At 68.3% G+C, this 19,088-nt stretch carries 19 protein-coding genes; 3 read left to right on the top strand and 16 right to left on the bottom strand.

Features of this window, described 5'->3' with window-relative positions; all coding sequences use genetic code 11:
* Window positions 1-2: 2 nt before the first annotated feature.
* Entirely contained in the window at window positions 3-416 is a 414-nt protein-coding gene (locus LW840_RS01475; protein ID WP_291260951.1) for a cobalamin B12-binding domain-containing protein, read from the bottom strand.
* A 76-nt stretch (window positions 417-492) separates the two neighbouring features.
* Complete coding sequence (locus LW840_RS01470) at window positions 493-1,248, bottom strand: class I SAM-dependent methyltransferase (RefSeq protein ID WP_291260952.1); 756 nt, start codon at window positions 1,246-1,248, stop codon at window positions 493-495.
* A 112-nt stretch (window positions 1,249-1,360) separates the two neighbouring features.
* Between LW840_RS01470 and LW840_RS01465 the strand changes: the two genes are divergently transcribed.
* Window positions 1,361-1,801, top strand: coding sequence for a BLUF domain-containing protein (locus LW840_RS01465; protein ID WP_291260953.1), 441 nt, complete (start codon window positions 1,361-1,363; stop codon window positions 1,799-1,801).
* Here LW840_RS01465 and LW840_RS01460 read toward each other — a convergent pair.
* Genes LW840_RS01460 through aspS form a run of 7 tightly spaced genes read right to left on the bottom strand, consistent with a single transcriptional unit; the run spans window position 1,798 to window position 10,121 of the window.
* Window positions 1,798-3,492 carry a methylmalonyl-CoA mutase family protein gene (locus LW840_RS01460; protein ID WP_291268607.1) on the bottom strand — a complete coding sequence of 565 codons (1,695 nt, stop codon included), beginning with the start codon at window positions 3,490-3,492 and terminating at the stop codon, window positions 1,798-1,800. The two genes, LW840_RS01465 and LW840_RS01460, sit on opposite strands and share 4 nt — an antisense overlap.
* Window positions 3,489-4,649, bottom strand: a complete 1,161-nt coding sequence (gene meaB / locus LW840_RS01455) for a methylmalonyl Co-A mutase-associated GTPase MeaB (RefSeq protein WP_291276294.1) — start codon at window positions 4,647-4,649, stop codon at window positions 3,489-3,491. Before meaB ends, LW840_RS01460 begins: the two co-directional genes overlap by 4 nt.
* Window positions 4,630-5,580: a CBS domain-containing protein gene (locus LW840_RS01450; protein ID WP_291260955.1), complete on the bottom strand. Its 951-nt coding sequence runs from the start codon at window positions 5,578-5,580 to the stop codon at window positions 4,630-4,632. Before LW840_RS01450 ends, meaB begins: the two co-directional genes overlap by 20 nt.
* Window positions 5,577-6,857, bottom strand: a complete 1,281-nt coding sequence (locus LW840_RS01445) for a hemolysin family protein (protein ID WP_291268609.1) — start codon at window positions 6,855-6,857, stop codon at window positions 5,577-5,579. The genes LW840_RS01450 and LW840_RS01445 overlap by 4 nt, the downstream gene beginning before the upstream one ends.
* Window positions 6,854-7,273 (bottom strand): rRNA maturation RNase YbeY, encoded by a 420-nt coding sequence (gene ybeY / locus LW840_RS01440; RefSeq protein ID WP_291276293.1) that lies wholly within the window; start codon window positions 7,271-7,273, stop codon window positions 6,854-6,856. The genes LW840_RS01445 and ybeY overlap by 4 nt, the downstream gene beginning before the upstream one ends.
* 56 nt (window positions 7,274-7,329) lie before the next feature.
* Window positions 7,330-8,307, bottom strand: a complete 978-nt coding sequence (locus tag LW840_RS01435) for a PhoH family protein (RefSeq protein ID WP_291269314.1) — start codon at window positions 8,305-8,307, stop codon at window positions 7,330-7,332.
* Window positions 8,304-10,121 carry an aspartate--tRNA ligase gene (gene aspS / locus LW840_RS01430; protein WP_291260959.1) on the bottom strand — a complete coding sequence of 606 codons (1,818 nt, stop codon included), beginning with the start codon at window positions 10,119-10,121 and terminating at the stop codon, window positions 8,304-8,306. Before aspS ends, LW840_RS01435 begins: the two co-directional genes overlap by 4 nt.
* A 172-nt stretch (window positions 10,122-10,293) precedes the next feature.
* Here aspS and LW840_RS01425 point away from each other — a divergent pair, with 172 nt between their 5' ends.
* Window positions 10,294-11,190 carry a hypothetical protein gene (locus tag LW840_RS01425; protein ID WP_291260960.1) on the top strand — a complete coding sequence of 299 codons (897 nt, stop codon included), beginning with the start codon at window positions 10,294-10,296 and terminating at the stop codon, window positions 11,188-11,190.
* On the top strand, window positions 11,187-12,284 hold the full coding sequence (gene rlmN, locus LW840_RS01420) for a 23S rRNA (adenine(2503)-C(2))-methyltransferase RlmN (protein WP_291266605.1): 1,098 nt from the start codon (window positions 11,187-11,189) through the stop codon (window positions 12,282-12,284). The genes LW840_RS01425 and rlmN overlap by 4 nt, the downstream gene beginning before the upstream one ends.
* Here the strand turns inward: rlmN and LW840_RS01415 are convergent.
* Genes LW840_RS01415 through LW840_RS01385 form a run of 7 tightly spaced genes read right to left on the bottom strand, consistent with a single transcriptional unit; the run spans window position 12,213 to window position 19,086 of the window.
* Window positions 12,213-12,722, bottom strand: coding sequence for a LytR C-terminal domain-containing protein (locus LW840_RS01415; protein ID WP_291266604.1), 510 nt, complete (start codon window positions 12,720-12,722; stop codon window positions 12,213-12,215). The two genes, rlmN and LW840_RS01415, sit on opposite strands and share 72 nt — an antisense overlap.
* 16 nt (window positions 12,723-12,738) lie before the next feature.
* Window positions 12,739-13,269, bottom strand: a complete 531-nt coding sequence (locus LW840_RS01410; protein ID WP_291266603.1) for a hypothetical protein — start codon at window positions 13,267-13,269, stop codon at window positions 12,739-12,741.
* A 14-nt stretch (window positions 13,270-13,283) separates the two neighbouring features.
* Window positions 13,284-14,069, bottom strand: coding sequence for a tryptophan synthase subunit alpha (trpA, locus tag LW840_RS01405; protein ID WP_291266602.1), 786 nt, complete (start codon window positions 14,067-14,069; stop codon window positions 13,284-13,286).
* A 4-nt stretch (window positions 14,070-14,073) separates the two neighbouring features.
* Window positions 14,074-15,537 carry an HD domain-containing phosphohydrolase gene (locus tag LW840_RS01400; RefSeq protein ID WP_291266601.1) on the bottom strand — a complete coding sequence of 488 codons (1,464 nt, stop codon included), beginning with the start codon at window positions 15,535-15,537 and terminating at the stop codon, window positions 14,074-14,076.
* Window positions 15,534-17,228, bottom strand: coding sequence for a HEAT repeat domain-containing protein (locus LW840_RS01395; RefSeq protein ID WP_291273089.1), 1,695 nt, complete (start codon window positions 17,226-17,228; stop codon window positions 15,534-15,536). Before LW840_RS01395 ends, LW840_RS01400 begins: the two co-directional genes overlap by 4 nt.
* A complete protein-coding gene (gene trpB / locus LW840_RS01390; protein ID WP_291270175.1) occupies window positions 17,225-18,427 on the bottom strand; it encodes a tryptophan synthase subunit beta in 1,203 nt (400 codons plus the stop codon). The genes LW840_RS01395 and trpB overlap by 4 nt, the downstream gene beginning before the upstream one ends.
* Entirely contained in the window at window positions 18,424-19,086 is a 663-nt protein-coding gene (locus LW840_RS01385) for a phosphoribosylanthranilate isomerase (protein WP_291270174.1), read from the bottom strand. The genes trpB and LW840_RS01385 overlap by 4 nt, the downstream gene beginning before the upstream one ends.
* Between the last annotated feature and the right edge of the window lie 2 nt (window positions 19,087-19,088).

The raw sequence follows: 19,088 nt of genomic DNA, 5'->3' as shown, positions 1-19,088 counted from the left end.
GCTTACGCGTCCTGTTGTTCGCGCGTGGCGAACCACTCGCGGATGTAGTCCACCAGCTCCTGGGTGCTGGTGCCGGGGCCGAAGAGGCGCGCCACGCCCCGGGCCTGGAGCGCGTCCATGTCTTCCTTCGGAATGATGCCGCCGCCGGTCAGCAGAATGTCGTCGCGCCCCGCTTCGAGCAGCAGATCGCGCACGCGCGGGAAGAGCGTCATGTGCGCACCGGAGAGGATGGACAGGCCCACCACATCCACGTCCTCCTGCACGGCGGCGGTGGCAATCATCTCGGGCGTCTGATGGAGGCCGGTGTAGATCACTTCCATGCCGGCATCACGCAGAGCGGCTGCCACCACCTTGGCGCCGCGATCGTGTCCGTCGAGGCCAGGCTTGGCCACCAGCACGCGAATGGGTCGGGTCATCGGGTCGGAGAATCGGAGGGACCTGCAGAAGGCATGGCGGAACGCGAGTCCGAACTGCACCCACTTCGGAAAATACTCACCCGTCCTTGCGAGCCACCAGCATCATCTCGCTGGACTTCCGGTGCAGCGGGCGAGGGCTCCAGGAGTCGAACGCCTGCTCCACCACGAGCCCCACCTCGCGCATGCGGCTGGCGAGCTCGGATGCCGTGTAGAGCCGGATGCGGTGCGACCGTTCGCCGTGCCCCTTTGGTCCACGCCAGGTGGAGGTGATCTCGAGGAAGCCCGAGAGCGGGTCGAACTGACGCTCCTGTCCGAACATCGTGCCGTCGCCGCTGCTCCACCAGTCGCGCGACAGGAACTTGGCCATCACCCCGTCACGGGCGCCGCCGTGCCAGACGAGCACGCCACCCGGCTTGAGGACCCGGGCGAACTGGGCCAGAACGCGCAAATCGTCTTGCGGCTCGTCGAAAAACCCGAACGAAGTGAACAGGTTCACCACGGCATCGAACCGACCCGACCAGCGCCCCGGGAGGGCGCGCATGTCGCCCTGGGTATAGCGCAGCGTCTTGCCCGTGCCGCGTTCCCTGGCCTGATCGAGCAGGGTGGCCGAGTAATCGAGGGCGTCCACATTGAAGCCCGCTTCGGCCAGCAGGTGGGCATGCCGCCCCTGGCCACAGGGGCAATCCAGCACGCGAGCCCCTGAGGGGAGCGCCAGCACCTCGAGGAGCCGCGCCACCTCGCGGCGGTCCTGCGCGAGGTCGAACAGGGGTTCGTACTCGTGCAGGTACTGCTGATCGAACTGGGTGGCCCACCACGGGCTATTGCTGTTCATTCGAAGACGCTAGATACTGGGACGAAGCCGCACAAGCCGCATGCCCCCGGCACCTTGGCGCGGATCGCTGCCACGCCCCCGGGGCCGACCCTTCCTCGTTGCATCGGATCCTGTGCCCACCATCCGCCTTGTCTATTCCAGTGCTGCCGCCGGCGGCATGACCTACTCTACACTGGTCGACATCATGAGCCAGGCGCACACGCGCAACATGGCTCAGGGCATCACCGGCATCCTCTGCTACGGGTCCGGGCAGTTTCTGCAGGCGCTCGAGGGAGAGCGTGCCGCAGTCACGGCGCTCTACCACCGCATCGCCGGGGATCGGCGCCACGACGACTGTCAACTCATCTCGGTGGACGAGATCGCCTCCCGCGCCTTCCCCGAGTGGACCATGAAGGTCGTGAACTGGGAAGACGGGGACATGGCGCGCCGGCGCGCCCTGCTGCAGGCGGACACCGGATCGGACATGTTCACGCCCGGTACCATGACGGCGACGCAAGCGTCGGCCTTCCTGGTACACCTCGCCGAACTCGAGCGCGAGCTATCGGGCGACTAGAAGAACACGGGTTCGCGATACGCGCCGAACACGTCTTCGAGCGCGGCGCGAATCTCGTAGAGCGTGCAGTAGGAGCGCGCGCACTCGAGGATGTGCGGCACCACGTTCTCCGTGCCGCGCGCCGCGGTGCGCAACGCCTCGAGGTTCTGCAGGCACCGCGCGTTGTCGCGCGAAGCGCGCAGCGCCGCCATCTTGACTCGTTGCTCGTCTTCGGCCTGCTGCCCGATGCGCAGAATGGGAATGGTGAGCTCCGGCTCCTCGGTGACGAACTCGTTCACCCCGACCACCAGCTTGCGGTGCTGCTCGATCTCCCACTGCTGCCGCGCCGCACTTTCCGCGATGCGCTTCTGGAACCAGCCGTCTTCGAGCCCTTTCACCACCCCGCCGATCTCGTCGATCTGCGTGAAGAGCTGCTCCGCTTCGCGCTCGAGCTGGTCGGTGAGCGCCTCCACATAGTACGACCCACCGAGCGGATCCATGACGTTCGGCACGCCGGTCTCGAAGGCCAGAATCTGCTGCGTACGCAGCGCCACCTGCACGGCGCCCTCGGTGGGCAACGACAGCGTCTCGTCCATGGAATTGGTGTGCAGCGACTGCGTGCCGCCCAGCACCGCCGCGAGCGCCTGATAGGCCACCCGCACCACGTTGTTCATCGGCTGCTGCGCGGTCAGCGTCACCCCGGCCGTCTGCGAATGGAAGCGCATCATCCACGAGCGCGGATTCCTGGCGCCGTACCGCTCCCGCAGGTGCCGCGCCCAGATCCGGCGGGCCGCGCGCAGCTTGGCGATTTCCTCGAAGAAATCGTTGTGGATATCCCAGAAGAAGGACAGCCGCGGTGCGAACTCATCGACGTCGAGACCGCGCGCGATGCCGCGCTCCACATAGGTGAAGCCGTCGGCGAGCGTGAACGCCAGCTCCTGGGCTGCCGTGGACCCCGCCTCGCGGATGTGGTAGCCGGAGATGGAGATGGTATTCCAGTTGGGGGCGTGCTGGGCGCACCACTCGAACCCGTCAACGATGAGGCGCAAGGCGGGCTCAATGGGGAAGCACCAGGCGTGCTGCGCCATGTACTCCTTGAGGATGTCGTTCTGCACGGTCCCCTGGAGTTTCGCCGCATCCACCCCCTGCTTTTCGGCGGCGGCTATGTAGAAGCACAGCAGGATGATCGCCGGCCCGTTGATCGTCATGCTCGTGGAGACCTTGTCGAGGGGGATCCCCTCGAAGAGCGTCTCCATGTCGGCCAATGAGGAAATGGCTACCCCGCACTTCCCCACTTCCCCTTCGGAGCGCGGATGGTCGCTGTCGTAACCCATCAGCGTGGGGAAGTCGAACGCCACCGACAGTCCGGTCTGCCCCTGCGAGAGCAGGAACTTGTAGCGCTGGTTCGTTTCCCGCGCCGTGCCGAAACCGGCAAACTGCCGCATCGTCCAGAGCTTGCCGCGATACCCCGTGGGATGAATGCCCCGCGTGAACGGCCATGCCCCCGGCGTCTCGAACGCCGTCCCCGCGGAGTTCTCGAGATCGAGGGCCGTGAACAGTGGCGGCACCTCCTGCGCGGAGTTGGTGTAGGCGATGTCCCGCGTCCGCCCGGCGTCGTACTGCTCACGCCACCGCGCCACTTCCTGGCGCAAGGTGTCGAGCTCCTGCTGCTGCTGACGAACGACGTCTTCGAGTTCGCGAACCGTGGTCATGCGCTGATCCCCTGGGCAGTCGGCAGCGGCGCGTAGGCGGCGCCGGTGAGGAGGGCGCTGCTGCGGGCACGCAGGGTGTCCGCCACAGCAAATGGGACAAGGGTGCCGTTTTCGAGTCCGTCCAGCTGCGCATCGAGCCAGGACATCGTATCTGCGTCCCGCCAGAGGCGCTGCCGTACCTGCTGCTCCACCACCTCCATCACCCGCTCCCGAAGTCGGGCGCGACGGCGGGAGCGGAGCTCGCCACTGGTGGCAAGATAGCGGAAGTGCCGATCGAGCGCGTCCGCCACCTCCGCGATCCCTTCGTTCTGGGCCGCCACCGAGCGGAGTACCGGCGGCGTCCACTGCTCGGGGTGCTCGGCCTGCGCGGCCGCGCGCGCGGCGCGCGCCGGGTTCATGGCGTCACGCACGGCGTCGCGATCGGCCACCTGCCGCAAGTCCACCCCGTGATGCGCCGGGAGTGGCTGTGTGCCATGCCCGGCGCGCAGCCCCAGCATGAGTTCAATGTCGTTGCGCAGGCGATCGGCGCCCGGACGGTCGGCCTTGTTCACCGTGAACACGTCGGCGATTTCCATCACGCCGGCCTTGAGCGTCTGAATCGAGTCGCCCGACTCGGGGACGAGCACGACGAGCGTGGAGTCGGCCGCGCGAGCCACATCGAGCTCGCTTTGTCCCACGCCCACCGTCTCGATGATGATCACGTCCAGTCCGAACCCATCGAGCACGTCACACACTTCCCGGGTGGCCGTGGCGAGCCCGCCCAGCGATCCGCGGGTGGCCATCGACCGGATGAACACCCCCGGGTCGAGGGCGACCTCCTCCATGCGTATGCGGTCGCCGAGCAGCGCTCCACCGGTGAACGGTGAGGTCGGGTCGACGGCCACGATGCCCACGGTGAGCCCGGCGTCACGGTAGAAGCGCGTGAGGCGGGTGGTGAGTGTGCTCTTGCCAGCCCCCGGCGGGCCGGTGATTCCGATACGCCGCGCCCGCCCGAGCTGCGCGTGCTGGGCGGCGAGCAATTGCTCGAAGCCGGGCCGGTGGTTTTCCACGATGCTGACCACGCGCGCCAGCGCCGCCGGCTTGCCGTCACGGAACTGCTCCAGCAATCGCGTCATGCTCGCGCCCACGCGACCCGCGTCACTCGTTGCTGTCGTCATGCTCATCCCGGATGTCACCCACCAACTCCTCGAGCAGATCCTCGAGGGTTACCAGCCCCACGACGGCGCCCTCATCCTGGACGATGGCCATTTGCCGTCGCGAGCGCAGCAGTTCGAAGAGCAGCTCCTTGGCCGACTTGTCGGCGCGCGTGGTCGCGACCGGACGCATGGCCGGCACCGACTCCCCCCGGCGGCGGAAGACGTCGAAGACGTGCACCATCCCCACGATCTGTCCGGGCGACGCGCCGAACACCGGGACGCGACTGTACCCGGCGCTGGCCACCTGCCGGGCCAATTCCGCGGCGTCAAGGCCATCCTGCACGCCGAACACTTCGCTTCGCGGCGTCATCACGTCGCGCACGGTCTTGTCACCGAACTGCACGACACCGGAAATGATCTCCATCTCCTCAGTGGCACCGATGTCGTGGAAGGTGCCATCGCGAAGCAGCTCCTCGATGCCGTCCCGTCCCTCGTCATGCTCCGCCGCGTGCGGTCGGGCCACGAGTCGCCGCACGCCATGGGAGAGGGCATGAAAGGGGGCGAGGCCGAGGTCGACGACCCGCAGCAGGGGCACGAGAACCGGAACCAGCTGCGGGGCCCAGCGACGGCCAACGGCGCGCGGCAGCAGCTGGCCGAATGCGAGGAGGAGGAGCAGGAACAGGACGACGTCGCGCAGGAATGCCCAGGCGCGCAGGCCATCCTCCATGGCAATGATCGACCCGGTCGCGAAGACGATCAGCATCACCGCGGTCCCGGCAGTGTGCACCAACCGGGTGGGACGCTCGAGATACCGCGCCATTGCCCCCACGCCACCGACCCGGTGTTCGATCCAATGCCGAAGCCAGAGCCGGCTCACCGCCCGAACCGCGGTGCCGGCAGTGGTGAGCACGGCGATGGCCATGACCGCAAAGAAGATCACGACGCCGGTCATGCGTCCACCGCCCCGCCAAGGTCGCTCGGCGCCTCTGCCACGGGTAGTCGTTCGAGATACACGCGCTCGATCTTGCGGCGAATGACGCGCTCAACGATCACCTTGAACGGTCCCATCACGAGCGACTCCCCGGCGCGCGGCACGCGTCCCAGCAGCTCCATGATCAGGCCACCCACGGTCGAGACGTCGTCGCGCGAGAATTCGTGGCCCAGCGCCGCCGAGAGGTCATCGAGCGTCAACCGCCCCGAAACCCAGAACCGCACGTCATCCTCGTTCTCCACGAGGCGTTCTTCATCGTCGTACTCGTCGCGAATCTCGCCGACCAACTCTTCGAGAATGTCCTCGATCGTGACCAGTCCCGCAGTTCCGCCGTATTCATCGGCCACGATGGCAATGTGCCGCCGCGCCTGACGGAACTCCCGCAGCAGATCGGCGATGCGCTTCGATGCCGGGATGAAGACCGGCGGGCGCATGAGCGTCGTCCAGCCGCCATCCGGTTCGGCGTCAGCCAGGACCGCCGGCAGGAGATCCTTCACGTACAGAATGCCAACGATCTCGTCGATCGTCTCCTCGTACACGGGGACACGCGAGTGTTGAATGCTGCGCACGCGATCGACCATCTCCGACCACGGCGTCTCGCGTTCCACGCCCAGCATGTCCACGCGCGGGACCATGACCTCTTCGGCCGTCGTCTCGCCGAACTCGAACACGCCGAGCAGCAGCGCCCGCTCATCGCCGGATACGTCGGTCTCACTGGTGACCACATCGCGAAACTGTTGTGCGGCCTCCTCGCGCCGTTCCTGTGTGGCGTCCGACTCCGATACCACTTCCGCGAACATGCCGTCCATCCAGTTGCCCAGCGCGACCACCGGCCACAGAACACGTTTCACCGCCCGGCTGAAGCCGGCGAGGCGCAACGCCGCCTGATCGCCCAGCGCATCCCCCAGCACGCGCGCGGCGCTCTCCGCCACCAGCACGGTGGCCAGGCCGAGGAGCACCAGAGCCGCCACCAGCGGGAGCGTGGGGCGTCCGGTGAGGTCGAGGGCGACGGCAAGCCCACAGCCGGCCGCCAGATGCCCCACGACGCGTGCAAACGCCAGCGCGCGATGCATCTGCTCTCGCGCCGGAACGGCGCGTGCCACGGAGGGCTGTGGTGCCCCCCCCCGGTCGCTGCTCACCGGCAGCGCGTTCTCCGACAGCAGCGCCCCGTCGGCCACCGCCGAGAGGGCGGCGACGGCGGCACCTGCGGCCGCCAGTCCCCACGCCACAGCGCTCATGCGCGCGGGGCCGAGGTGGTCCAGAAGCGCCGCACCAGCTGCTCCTGGCGTCGCCACATCGGCGACGTCGTGCGCGTCTCATCCTCGGGGTGTTCCCACCCGCAGGCGTGCAACGTGCCGTGCACGACCAGACGCGCAATCTCCTCCCGGACGCCGACGCCGTGTTCCCGTGCCTGGGCACGCGCCACGTCGGGGCAGATGTAGATGTCACCGATGACCGCCCCTGCCGGATCCGCACCGAGGGCGAACGTGATGACGTCCGTCGGTCCGGTATGGCCAAGATGGGTGGCGTTGAGCCGCGCACTCGCACGGGCCGTGACGAAGGTGATCGAAAGCATGGCGCGTGGCACCCGGAGGGCCTGCAGCACCTGGCGGGCGAGTGTCGCCAGCCGTTCGGCCGCCACCGGAACTCGCACGCCGTCGCAGCTGACGGCCACGGCGCGCGGTTCCGGTCGGGGCAATCGATCCGTACTCATCCTCCGCCCGCCGCGTCTTCGTTGTACGCCCGGATGATGTCGCGGACCAGCCGGTGGCGCACGACGTCCGCCTCACTGAAGTAGTGGAACGCGATACCCTCGATTCCGTGCAGGATGCGTTCGATCTGCATCAGCCCGGACTCCTCGCGGCGCGGCAGGTCCACCTGGGTCTTGTCACCGGTAATGACGATTTTCGAGTTCACGCCGAGCCGCGTGAGAAACATCTTCATCTGCGCGCCCGTCGCGTTCTGCGCTTCATCGAGAATCACGAAGGCATCGCCCAATGTGCGGCCACGCATGAAGGCCAGCGGTGCCACTTCGATGGTGCGCGTCTCGATGAGCTTCTGGATGCGCTCGAACGGGATCAGGTCGTCGAGGGAGTCGTACAGCGGGCGCAGGTACGGGTCGACCTTGGCCTGCATGTCGCCAGGCAGGAACCCGAGGCTTTCGCCGGCTTCCACCGCCGGGCGCGCCAATACGATGCGGCGGACGCGTTTGCGCATGAGCGCATCCACGGCGGCAGCGACGGCCAGGTAGGTCTTGCCCGTACCCGCCGGTCCGATCCCGACCACGATGTCGTGCTCGGAAATCTTCTTGAGATACTCCGCCTGCCCGGGCGTCTTCGCCTGCACGCCGCGCCGCGCGCCGGGGAGGACGAGGGTGCCGCTCGTGGCGCCCGGCGTGTCCGCGGGGCGCTCGGTCAGCGCGAGCCGCAGGACATCGTCGGCCGACACCGACTTCCCGTCGCGCACGAGGGTCACCAGCGCCGCCGACACGGCTTCGGCGCGCGTGACGGCATCCGTGTCCCCCGTGAGGGAAAGATGGTCCCCGCGCAGTGCGACACGGGCCCCCGTGGCCCGTTCAAGCTCCTTGAGATTTCCGTCGTTCACCCCCGCCAGCATCTGGAGGTCGGCCCCCTCCACCGAGACCCTGGCCGTCGTGACGTCACCCCGATCGCTGCGGGGATCACTCATGAAGTGCCCCCGCGTCGGCCAGCCGCTACGGCGATGTGCAGCTCGGCGAGATCGTCAGCGGGGACGGCGACCGGCGCGCCCTCGAAGAGCGAGCGCGCCGCCGTGGTCTTGGGAAAGGCAATGACGTCTCGGAGCGACGGGGCACCGGCGAGCAGCATGGCAATGCGATCGAAGCCGAACGCGATGCCGCCGTGCGGCGGGGCTCCGGCGCGCAAACCTTCAAGCAGGAATCCGAAGCGGCGTTCCTGCTCCTCGGCATCACCGATCCCCAGCAGCGCGAACATGCGCGACTGAATGGCGGGATCGCTGGTCCGGATGCTGCCTCCCCCCAGCTCGGTGCCGTTGAGCACGGCGTCATACGCCAACGCACGCCACCGGGCCGGCTCGTCGGGATAGGCGGCCATATCCTCGGGGTTCGGTGCCGTGAACGGATGATGCACGGCCGCCAGCGCCCCCGTCTCGGGATCCTGTTCGAACATCGGGAAGTCGAGCACCCAGAGAAAGCGGCGCGCCTGATCGTCGACCAGGTCGAGTCGGCGGGCGCACTCCTGCCGCACCCGATCGAGTGCGGGACTGCTGATGCGGTCGGGAGCCGCCACGAAGAGCGCCAGATCGCCGTCGGTGAGCGCCAGCGCCTGTTTGGCGTGGTCAGTGAGGAACTTCGCCAGGGGCCCGTCGTAGGCTCCCTCCGCCCTGCGCAGGCGCAGCAGACCGCCGGCGCCAGCGCCCTTGGCCAACGCTTCGAGCTCGTCCACCTGCTTGCGACTCCACGCCGCGCCGCCAGGCACCACCAGGCCGCGCACCCGGTATCCGTTCGCCAGTGCCGTGGTGGTGACCGCAAAGTCGAGCGTGGCAAACAGTGCGCTGTAATCGTGCAGCTCGAGGCCGTAGCGAAGGTCCGGACGGTCGCAGCCGTACGACTCCATGGCCTCGGCGTAGCTCATGCGTTCGAACTGCGGCGGCACGTCGTCGTGGCCGGCCTCGCGCCACATGGCCCCGATCAGCCCCTCCGCGAGGGTGAGGATGTCCTCACGCCCGATGAACGAGGCTTCGATGTCGATCTGGGTGAACTCCGGCTGCCGGTCGGCGCGCAGATCCTCATCACGGAAGCAGCGGGCGATCTGGAAGTACCGATCGAAGCCGCAGCACATGAACAGCTGCTTGTAGATCTGCGGGGACTGCGGCAGTGCATAGAACTCACCCGGATGCACCCGGCTGGGCACCAGATAGTCGCGCGCCCCTTCCGGCGTGGGCTTCGTGAGAATGGGCGTTTCCAGCTCGAGATAGCCGTGATCTGACAGATAGCGCCGCGACACCTGCAACAGCCGGTGCCGGAGCACCAGATTGTCCTGCAACTCGGGGCGACGCAGATCGAGATAGCGATGACGCAGGCGCAACTCCTCGGCGGGCATCTTGTCGCCGCGCCCTCGAGCCACGGGCAGCGCAGGAGTGACGGCCGGCCCCACGACCTGCAGACTGTGCACCCGGACCTCGACCTCGCCAGTACCCATGTCGGGGTTGACCCGGTCGGCCTCGCGCGCCACGACCTCCCCGGCGCACACCACGACCGATTCCACACCTACGGCGGCAGCCAGTGCCTGCACCTCCGCCGCGCTCCATGCCGGTCCGAAGGCCAGTTGCACCAGCCCCGTGCGATCCCGCAGGTCGATGAACACCAGCCCGCCCAGGTCGCGACTCCGATGCACCCACCCGCCCAGGCGAACGGTGCGGCCCACATCGCTGCGCCGAAGCAGGCCGCAGGTGTCGGTACGCATGGACGTGGCGAGCACGGACGACGGAATCGAAGACGACATCGAGGGCGGTACTCCGCAAGCAGGAGCGAGGGGGGCGTACACGACACGCGGCGACGCGACGACGCGGAACAGGACGCAAACAGTGGAAGATAAACGCCTTACGTCACTCAAGGTAGCGTTTTTCTGCGCCGATTCGCTTGACCTTGCCTCGCGGCGCCGTTTAGTCTCCCATATGCGCCGCATGCTCATTTGCGGGCTTGCCGCGTCGATTTGGGCCACTGGGCTCCGTGCGCAGCCGGTACCCGCGCGCGATCTCTGGGAGTTCCCGCTGGGGGCCATCTTCGAGCCGCCGGCGTTGGCTTCCGAGCCGGGCGCGGGACTGTGGAACCCCGCCACCGCCTCCGTGCCCGCCGGAGAGCGATTTCGCCTCGGCGTGGCCTCCCTCACCACCGGCAATGCGCAGGGCGTCGATGGGCAACTGCTCTCCGTGGGTTGGCGGCGGGCCAGCGGCACCACCCTTGGTCTGTCGCTCGGGCGAGCCGCCGTCGGGGGACTCGTGCGCACCGACTCCGACCCGCAATCCATCGGCAGCATCCCGTACACCAGCACCCTCTTCAGTCTCACCGCGACCCGCGAACTGGTGCCGCACCTGACCGCGGGAGTGGCCATGCGGTGGCGGAATGGCCGAGCAGATCAGCTGTCGCGGCACGCCGTGGCGGCGGATTTCGGGGCCGTCCTGCACGATCTGCCCTGGCGGAATGCGCGGGTGGCGCTCTCGAGCTTTCTCTGGCGACCGGGACGGGAGATCGAGGACCGTCCAACGGTCATCGCTGCCGGTGACTTCCGTCTCTTCGGTCGGTCACCGATGCGCGAAACGCGGCTCGGGTACAGCACGACCGCCGTGAATCGGGGTGCTCGCGAGCGCGGCCTGTTCATCGCGGGGCGCTTCGAACGGGTTGAAGCGCGCGCGGCCTATGTACGCAGCGCTGCGGGCACGGTCTCCGATCAGCGGCTGCGCACCGGACTAGCGCTCTACTACGCGCGCTACGCCGTGGGCGTGGCGCGTGAAGAAGGCATTGCCGGCCTCGGGGCCGTGTATCAGTTCACGCTCAGCTCGCTCATCAAGTGACCGACTCCGCCACCCCCTCCCGTCCCGATCTGCTCGACTATGAACCCGAGGCGGCCCTCGCGCTGCTGCAGGCGTGGATGGCCGAGCGTGGCGAGCCGGGCTATCGGGCGGGTCAGGTGTTCGGTCGCCTCTGGCAACGCCCCGTCGGCTCGTTCGAGGCCATGTCGGAGTTGCCGAAGGCGTTGCGGGAGGCGCTTGCGCAGTCGTTCCGCGTGACGTCGCTGGAACTGGCCGCGCGCCAGCGTTCCGCTGATGGCACCGAGAAGTTTCTGTTCCGCCTGCACGACGGCCAGTTCATCGAGACGGTCGCCATTCCCGACGGCGACCGGATGACGTTCTGCATTTCCTCGCAGGCGGGGTGTGCGCTGCAGTGCGCATTCTGTGCCACGGGGGCCATGGGGTTTCAGCGCAATCTCCAGCCCTCGGAAATCGCCGGGCAGGTGCGCGCGCTGCGCATGCTCACGCCTCCCATCATCCCCACGAACATCGTCTTCATGGGCATGGGCGAGCCGCTCATGAATTGGAAGTCGGTCGGCCCCACGCTCACGTTGCTGAACGATCCACGCGCGCTCGGTATCGGCGCGCGCCACATCACGATCTCCACCGTGGGCGTGCTCCCCGGGATCGTGGCGCTGAGTGAACGGCCCGAGCAGTTCCGCCTCGCCATTTCCATTCATGCACCGAGCGACGCCCTGCGCAAGACGCTCATGCCGGTCAACACCAAGTATCCCTTGGCCGACGTCATCGCTGCCGCCCGCGCCTTCGACCGCCGCGTGACGTTTGAATACGTCATGCTGGGCGGCGTGAATGATCAGCCCGAGCACGCGGCGCAACTGGCGCAGCTGGCGCGCGAGTGTCGTGCCTTCGTCAACCTCATTCCACTCCATCCGGGCGGTTCGATGGGGTTCACCCCGACGCCGGCAGCGGTGATCACGGCGTTTGCCAAGGCCCTGCGCACGCGCGGCGTGGAAACCGCCGTGCGCCGCAGCCGCGGGCTCGACATTGCCGCCGCCTGCGGGCAGCTACGGACGGAGCGTCTCGGTCGGCGGGCGCCAGTCGCGCCCGAGATAGACGGTGAGGTCCACGTAGCGTGACGTATCGGGGTCGGTGCCGATGACGCCGACGCCCAGCGCCCGCTGCACCCGGATCGGCCAGTCGGCATGGCTGGTGTGGTTGCTGATGCGGGTGCGCGTGTCGCCATCGCTGCGTCCAGACCCGAAATCGACCACATCGAACCCATACTCGCGCAGGTGATTGGTCGCGCGCCGCGCGAGCCCCGGTACCCCGCCCACATTGAGGACGCGGACGCGGATCCGCGTCCCCTCGGGGGCCCGCGCGGAAGAGTCGGTTAGGGCGGCCGCGGCCATTGTCGCGTAGGTGCCAGACGCGGTCGACTCGGCCGTGCGTGCCTGCCACCACGCCACCCCGGCGCCCGCGGCGACCAGCAGGACCAGCCCCGCGGCGATCAGCAGGCGTCCGCCTCTGGCCGTGGGCGTCGTAGGGGACGGCGGGGCGGGAATGCCGACGGTCATGTGCCGGGGCGGTGCGTCATCGCACGCCGTTCCAGAGGGCCACCGTGTCGGGCGAGAGCCCCTTCCCTTCCCGAATGGCCCATTCGAGGCGCAGTCGCACCACCTGCCGGAAGACGCGATCGAATGCGACCGGCACGAGCGACGCGAGAAAGGCGCGATCGCTCTGCATGAACGTGCGACCGGGTTCGAGGAAGTCCGCCATGTAGAGCGCACGGCCGGTGTCGGCCCACCCGTCGTGCCCCACCGTGTGCCACCGGATCGCCTCCAGCACATCGCCACGCTGTTCGCCGAGTGCTTCCAGCCGGAGGGCCGCGGCAGGTCCGTGCAGCAACCCCACCGGACTCACGCGGTCGCCGGTCATGTCGCGCAACGTCAGTTCGTCGGCGTCCCGCAGGGCATCATGCCACCAGCCCGCATCACACCAGGCAGCGCGACGCTCGGGCGGCAGGGCCATGCGCTCCGCCCAGGAATCGAGCAGTGCCACCACGCGTGCGATGTGGGCGCGACGCTTGTCGCCCACCACGGCCCACGTCGGAAGTCCGGCCATGCGCCCGCTGTCGCTCAGGGCGCGTCGAGCGCCGCACGCATGGCCGCCACGAGCGCACAGGCGTCGTCCACGCTGGTTCCGGCCGCGCGGACGATGGCACTCCCGACTACCACCCCGTCGCCAAGCTGCGCCGCCACGCGCGCCTGCTCCGGCGTGGAAATGCCGAAGCCGATGCAGAGCGGCAGCGATGTGGCCGCTCGCAGCCGCGCCACCGTGGCCGGCAGATCGTCGGGGAGCGCGGCACGTTCGCCGGTGACCCCCAGTCGGCTGATGAGGTACACGAAACCCCCACCGTGTCGGCTGATTTCCTCCATGCGCGGCAACGGCGTGGTCGGCGCCACCAACCGCACGAAATCGAGGCCGCTTGCCCCCAACCACGGCTCGCGCACCGGGTCGGCGCCTACGGGGAGGTCGGTCACCAGCACCCCGTCCACGCCGGCATCACGCGCCCGTTGCAACGCGTCGGCGCCAGCGGCGATCACGGGATTGAGATAACTGAACAGGACGATTGGCACCGACACCGCCGCCTCACGCACGAGGTCGAGTGTGCGCAACAGGGTCATACCGTGCTCCAACGCGACCTGTGAACTGCGCTGAATCACCGGACCGTCGGCGAGCGGATCGGAGAACGGGACTCCCACCTCGATGACGTCCGCCCCGGCGGCCGCCAGCCCGCGCATGAGCGCGATGCAGCGTTCCGGGTTGGGATGTCCAGCGGTGACATAGCAGACGAGCGCCTTGCGTCCCTCCGCCCGGAGGGCGGCGAAGCGCGCCGTGAGGCGCGAGGTGGCAGGAGCCACTGCTTCAGGCGAAATAGTCACCGATGTTGATGCCATAGCGTTGCGGGTCTTCGGTGCGAATGATCGTGCGTGCAAACTGACCGGTCGCCGTGCGCACCGTAAGGTCTACCGGGTTCGGATCGTCCAGCAGATTGCCGCGGTCGTCCATGAGCAGGCGAATGATCGGCCGCGACAGCGCCGACGGATCGGGGTTGGCAGCCAGCACGATCGCCAGTTCGAAGGTGTCGAGGACCACCACCGTGCCTACGGGATAGATGCCCGTGAGATTGATGAAGGCCTTGACGACAACAGGATCGAGACCGAGCCGAGGATTGTCCCGCATGCCGCGAAGGACATCGGCGGGGCTCCAGGGAGCATCCTGATACACGCGCGTGGTGGTGGCCGCATCGAAACCGTCGGTGACGGCGATGATCTTGCTGAACAACGACAACTTCCGCTGCCGCGAGACCTTGGGGTAGCCGGACAGGTCGGTCTTCATGTGATGCTCGTACGCCGCCGTCATCGCGCGCCACGGGCGGACGCCGCCATTCGGCAGCGCGAACAGCGCCAGCACCCCGTTCCAGGTGTGGGTCCACAGGACGACCTGCTCGTCTTCCGCGAGGTGTCCGCGCTTGTTGAGCAGCTCGCGCGGCACGCGGGACTTGCCGATGTCGTGCAGCAACGCCGCCAATCCCAGATCGAGCAATTGCGTCTTGCTGAGAGCAAGGCGGCGGCCGAGCGCCACCGACAGAATGCACACGTTGACGCTGTGCACGAACGTGTACTCGTCGAAGTCACGGAGCGTCGTGAGGCCGATCATCGACGAGCCATCGGTGAGGATGGCGTCCACAATGCCCTGCACGGCGCGTTTCACGCGCTTGAGGCCCGGGCTCTTCCCCAGCCGCGCCGACGTGAGCACCTCGCGCGTGACATCGAGCGAGCGGACATAGGTCTGGCGCGCCCGTTCCTTGGCGTCGAGGTCGTGATCGAGTTCGTCCTGGTCGTCAACCGCCGGGAGGAGCTCGAAGTCATGGACCTGCGCCGTCTCCAGCCGGGCCGTGAAGTGCGTGAGACGCTCTTCCTCCGGATACTCGAGCGGGGGCGCCTGCAGGAACGACAGCAGGACTACCCACGAGCGCGGTGGCGGCGCCTCGGAGGTGCCGACGCCGCCAATGCCGGCCTCGCGGAACAACCCCAACAATGCCGCGACCGCCGCATAGTTGTCGAAGGTGAGGCGCAAGCGCGTGTCGTTGACGAAGAGGTAGTCGCCCACCCGCCGCACCGTGCAGTGCCCCTCACTCTCCCGCACCCGATCGGCACACGCCCCCAGTTCCGCGATGGCCTTCTGCACCGCGGTGTTCTCCACCGGGTAGAGGCGCACGGCGCGGACGGCGCTGTTCATTGCCACGATGAGCGCCCGGATGGTCTTCTGGTTGCCGCCGTCCGTCGTGCCACGGTCGGCGCGGGTGGTGGAGTGCGGCGCGGTCATGCCCCGCCTCGCATGGCGCGGGCGACCGCGCTGCGCACCACGACATCCTTGGTGTCTGCCGACTTCTGCAGGGCGGCGATCGCGGTCCGACTGCCCACGAGTCCCAGCGCGCGGGCCGCGCAGGCACGCATTTCGGGGGTCTCCTTGGCGCCGAGCAACCCGCGGGCGTTCAGGATGCCATCGAGTACCGCGACCCCCTGCTCACCACACAGGCTGCCGAACGCCTCGAAGAGCACCATCTTCTCCCCGAGGTCGGCGCTCCGGAGCTCCTTGCGACGGATGGCGTCAAGCAGTCGCGGCAGCGCGCCGCCGTGCTTGCGGGCACCAATGCCACGAAACGCCGCCACCCGCACGTCGCGATCGGCGTCGTCCATGGCGCGCTCCAGCGCCTGCAGCGCCGATGGGGAGCCGATGTCCGCCAGCGCCGCCACCGCTTCGGCGCGCAGTTTGCTGTCCGCCCCGCGCAGGATACGGGCCAGCCCCGGGACGGCAGCCGGCGTCGCGAGCTGCGCCACAAGGCGAAGTGCGCCACGCACCACCGGTTCCTGTGGGTGCTCGAGCAGCTTGGCCAGCTCCCCGGTGTTTGCGCCCGCGAGTCGCAGTGACGCGCGTTCGATGGCCGCGCGCGCTGGAGACGCGCTGGCGGCACCGAGCCAGGCGACCAGCGGTTCGAGTGCCGCCGGGCGCAGCTCGGCGAACAGCCCCTCGAGCAGCGACGCCACCGGGGTCCGCGCACTCTCGTCGAGGGTGTGCAGCAGTTGGGCGACCACCTGTGGTTCACTCAGTCGCGCCGGCAACTCGCGCAGTCCATTCTGCACATCGCCGTGGACGCCGGTACGCGCGGCGGTGGCCCCCGCTTCACGCAGGGTGTAGGCCACGAGGTCGTACTCTCCGAGCGTGAGAAACTCGAGCACCAGCTGATCGAGAATCGCCAACGCCTCCCGTTGTGCCCCGACGTCGGCCTGCAGCTCGATGATGTCGAGAAGGCTGGCGAGGACGAGGCGCCGCTGGTCTTCGGTATACTCGCGCTTCAGTTCATCCTGCAGGTACGCCGCCTCGCGCGGATCGAGGAAGTACAGCGTGGACTCGAAATCCTCCGGCCGTACCAACCCCGGCGGTCCGTCACCGGGGGGCTGTGTTTCCGCGGGCGGCACCGCCAGCGGCAATTCGCCGGCGGCCTGCGTGGCCACGCCGGGCCGGTCGCCCGACGCCATCACGAAATCGCTGGCGCCGCTGTTCTCGACGTACCGGTACGTGAGATGGGCGACGTCGGCCACCCACAACATGGTGACCAGGTCGTCGTCGTCGGTGGATGCCGTGCGTGCCCGATGCAGCAGGGCGAGGAGGATCTCCAGGTCCTGGGTCTCGAAACCGGGAAGGAAACTCAGCGAGCGCAGTCCGTCGCGGTACAACAGCCACGGCAGCGACTCGCCGGCGCGCTCCACGTCCTGGTACACCACCCGGTCGTCGAGCGTGAACGACGCTTCCCGCACCTGCAGGTCGAGGGGCGTCAGGTACGTCCAGACGCGCGCGAAGGCCTGTCGCGCCTGTTCGACGCTCTGGGCGCGCGTGGGGTTGTTGGGCAGATACAACTGGACGGCACGAAGCGCCTTCGCGAACGCACGCAGTGCGTCCTCAACGGCCGATACGACTTCCGGCGAAAAGCCCGCGTCCGGTACCGAAACGGTCATACCTCGGGAAGGGTGTGCTGGCTGATGGTTCCCACGTCCTTGTCGCCCCGGCCGCTTACGCACAACAGTACCGGGTCCTGCTCCGACCACCGTCCGGCCTCACGTTCGAGCCACGCCACCGCGTGCGCCGTCTCGAGAGCCGGAATGATCCCTTCCAGACGACTCAGCAGGGCCACCCCTCGCAACGCGTCCGTATCCGTGACCGCCACGTACTCGGCCCGCCCGCTGTCGTGCAGCCACGCATGCTCCGGTCCCACCCCGGGATAATCGAGGCCGGCAGAAATGGAGTGCGCCGGGTGGACCTGACCGGCGGCATCCTGCAGAAGATACGAGAGCGAGCCGTGCAGGACCCCCGGCGTCCCCTTGGTGATGGACGCACTGTGGCGGTCGGTATCGAGGCCGGCACCGGCGGCTTCCACCCCCACCAGCTCCACCCCCTCGTCGCGCACGAAGCCGGCGAAGATACCCATGGCATTGGAGCCCCCACCCACACAGGCGACCACGGTACGTGGCAAGCGGCCGGTCTTCGCCAGCATCTGGGCGCGCGCCTCGGTGCCGATGACGGACTGGAACTCCCGCACCATGCGTGGATACGGCGCCGGCCCGACCACCGACCCGATGATATAGTGACTGTCGGTGACATTGGTCACCCAGTCCCGAATGGCCTCGGTTGTGGCATCCTTGAGGGTGCGGGTGCCCGACGTGACCGGAACGACCGTGGCCCCCATCAGGCGCATGCGGAATACGTTGAGCGCCTGCCGCTGCATGTCTTCTTCGCCCATGTACACCACGCATTCCAGTCCGAAGCGGGCGCAGATGGTGGCCGTGGCCACCCCGTGCTGTCCGGCGCCGGTTTCGGCAATGATGCGCTGCTTCCCCATACGGCGCGCGAGGAGCGCCTGCCCCACGGTGTTGTTGATCTTGTGGGCGCCAGTATGGTTGAGATCCTCGCGCTTCAGCCATATCGGCGCGCCCACGCGCGCGCTGAGGCGCGGCGCGAAGGTGAGGGCCGTCGGACGCCCCACGTACTCGCGCAACAGGCCGTCGAGTTCGGCCTGAAACGCGGTATCGTGCTGCACCGCCGCAAAGGCCGCTTCCAGAGCATCGAGTGCGGGTATGAGCGTTTCGGGAACGTACCGACCGCCGAACGGTCCGAACCGGTCCGTCGGGGGGATCCCTGCACTGCCGACCATCGTCATCGCGACATCTCCGCGGCGCGATGCGCCGCCCGCACGAACTGTTGCACGCGCACCGGATCCTTCACACCGGGCGCACTCTCCACGCCGGAAGATACGTCCACGACCTGCGGGGAAAGCAAACGCACCGCGTCAGCCACGTTTTCCGGCCGGAGTCCACCGGCGAGTACCAGCCGGAGCGCTGGCAGTTCCTTCCGAAGCGCTGCCACTGACTCGACCATCCCGGACCAGTCAAGTGCCACGCCGGTGCCACCGAGCTGTCCGGCGACGAAGGCGTCGAGTACCAGAGTGCCACTCACCGCCCCCCACATGATGGCATCCTCCGGGAGAGTCGCCCCCGTGATCCGCAGCACCGGCCACACCTCGCAGCCGGCGGTACGGCCTATCTGCACGGCCTCAGCGGGGGGCCGCCGCCCGTGCATCTGCACCACGTCAACGGCGAGCGCGCTGGCGAGGGCGATCACATCCTCGGCGGACTGATCACCGACGACGGCCACGCGTCGCACGCCGTGACGCGGCGCGCCCAGGACCTGACGCGCCTCGGGGAGGGTGAGGTGCCGCGGCCCCCCGGCAAGGATGACCCCGAGGAACGACGCGCCGGAGCGCGCCGCATGGCGTGCGTCTTCCACTCTGGTCAGCCCGCAAATCTTGACGTCGGGCATGG

Source organism: Gemmatimonas sp. (assembly GCF_021298855.1).
Taxonomy (GTDB): domain Bacteria; phylum Gemmatimonadota; class Gemmatimonadetes; order Gemmatimonadales; family Gemmatimonadaceae; genus Gemmatimonas.
This window is presented reverse-complemented; position numbering and strand designations above follow the sequence as displayed.

Coding starts and splice junctions, on each gene's coding strand:
- LW840_RS01475 (WP_291260951.1), bottom strand. CDS start 416: ATGACCCGACCCATTCGCGTGCTGGTGGCCAAGCCTGGCCTCGACGGA.
- LW840_RS01470 (WP_291260952.1), bottom strand. CDS start 1,248: ATGAACAGCAATAGCCCGTGGTGGGCCACCCAGTTCGATCAGCAGTAC.
- LW840_RS01460 (WP_291268607.1), bottom strand. CDS start 3,492: ATGACCACGGTTCGCGAACTCGAAGACGTCGTTCGTCAGCAGCAGCAG.
- meaB (WP_291276294.1), bottom strand. CDS start 4,649: ATGACGACAGCAACGAGTGACGCGGGTCGCGTGGGCGCGAGCATGACG.
- LW840_RS01450 (WP_291260955.1), bottom strand. CDS start 5,580: ATGACCGGCGTCGTGATCTTCTTTGCGGTCATGGCCATCGCCGTGCTC.
- LW840_RS01445 (WP_291268609.1), bottom strand. CDS start 6,857: ATGAGCGCTGTGGCGTGGGGACTGGCGGCCGCAGGTGCCGCCGTCGCC.
- LW840_RS01435 (WP_291269314.1), bottom strand. CDS start 8,307: ATGAGTGATCCCCGCAGCGATCGGGGTGACGTCACGACGGCCAGGGTC.
- aspS (WP_291260959.1), bottom strand. CDS start 10,121: ATGTCGTCTTCGATTCCGTCGTCCGTGCTCGCCACGTCCATGCGTACC.
- LW840_RS01425 (WP_291260960.1), top strand. CDS start 10,294: ATGCGCCGCATGCTCATTTGCGGGCTTGCCGCGTCGATTTGGGCCACT.
- LW840_RS01415 (WP_291266604.1), bottom strand. CDS start 12,722: ATGACCGTCGGCATTCCCGCCCCGCCGTCCCCTACGACGCCCACGGCC.
- LW840_RS01410 (WP_291266603.1), bottom strand. CDS start 13,269: ATGGCCGGACTTCCGACGTGGGCCGTGGTGGGCGACAAGCGTCGCGCC.
- LW840_RS01400 (WP_291266601.1), bottom strand. CDS start 15,537: ATGACCGCGCCGCACTCCACCACCCGCGCCGACCGTGGCACGACGGAC.
- LW840_RS01395 (WP_291273089.1), bottom strand. CDS start 17,228: ATGACCGTTTCGGTACCGGACGCGGGCTTTTCGCCGGAAGTCGTATCG.
- trpB (WP_291270175.1), bottom strand. CDS start 18,427: ATGACGATGGTCGGCAGTGCAGGGATCCCCCCGACGGACCGGTTCGGA.
- LW840_RS01385 (WP_291270174.1), bottom strand. CDS start 19,086: ATGCCCGACGTCAAGATTTGCGGGCTGACCAGAGTGGAAGACGCACGC.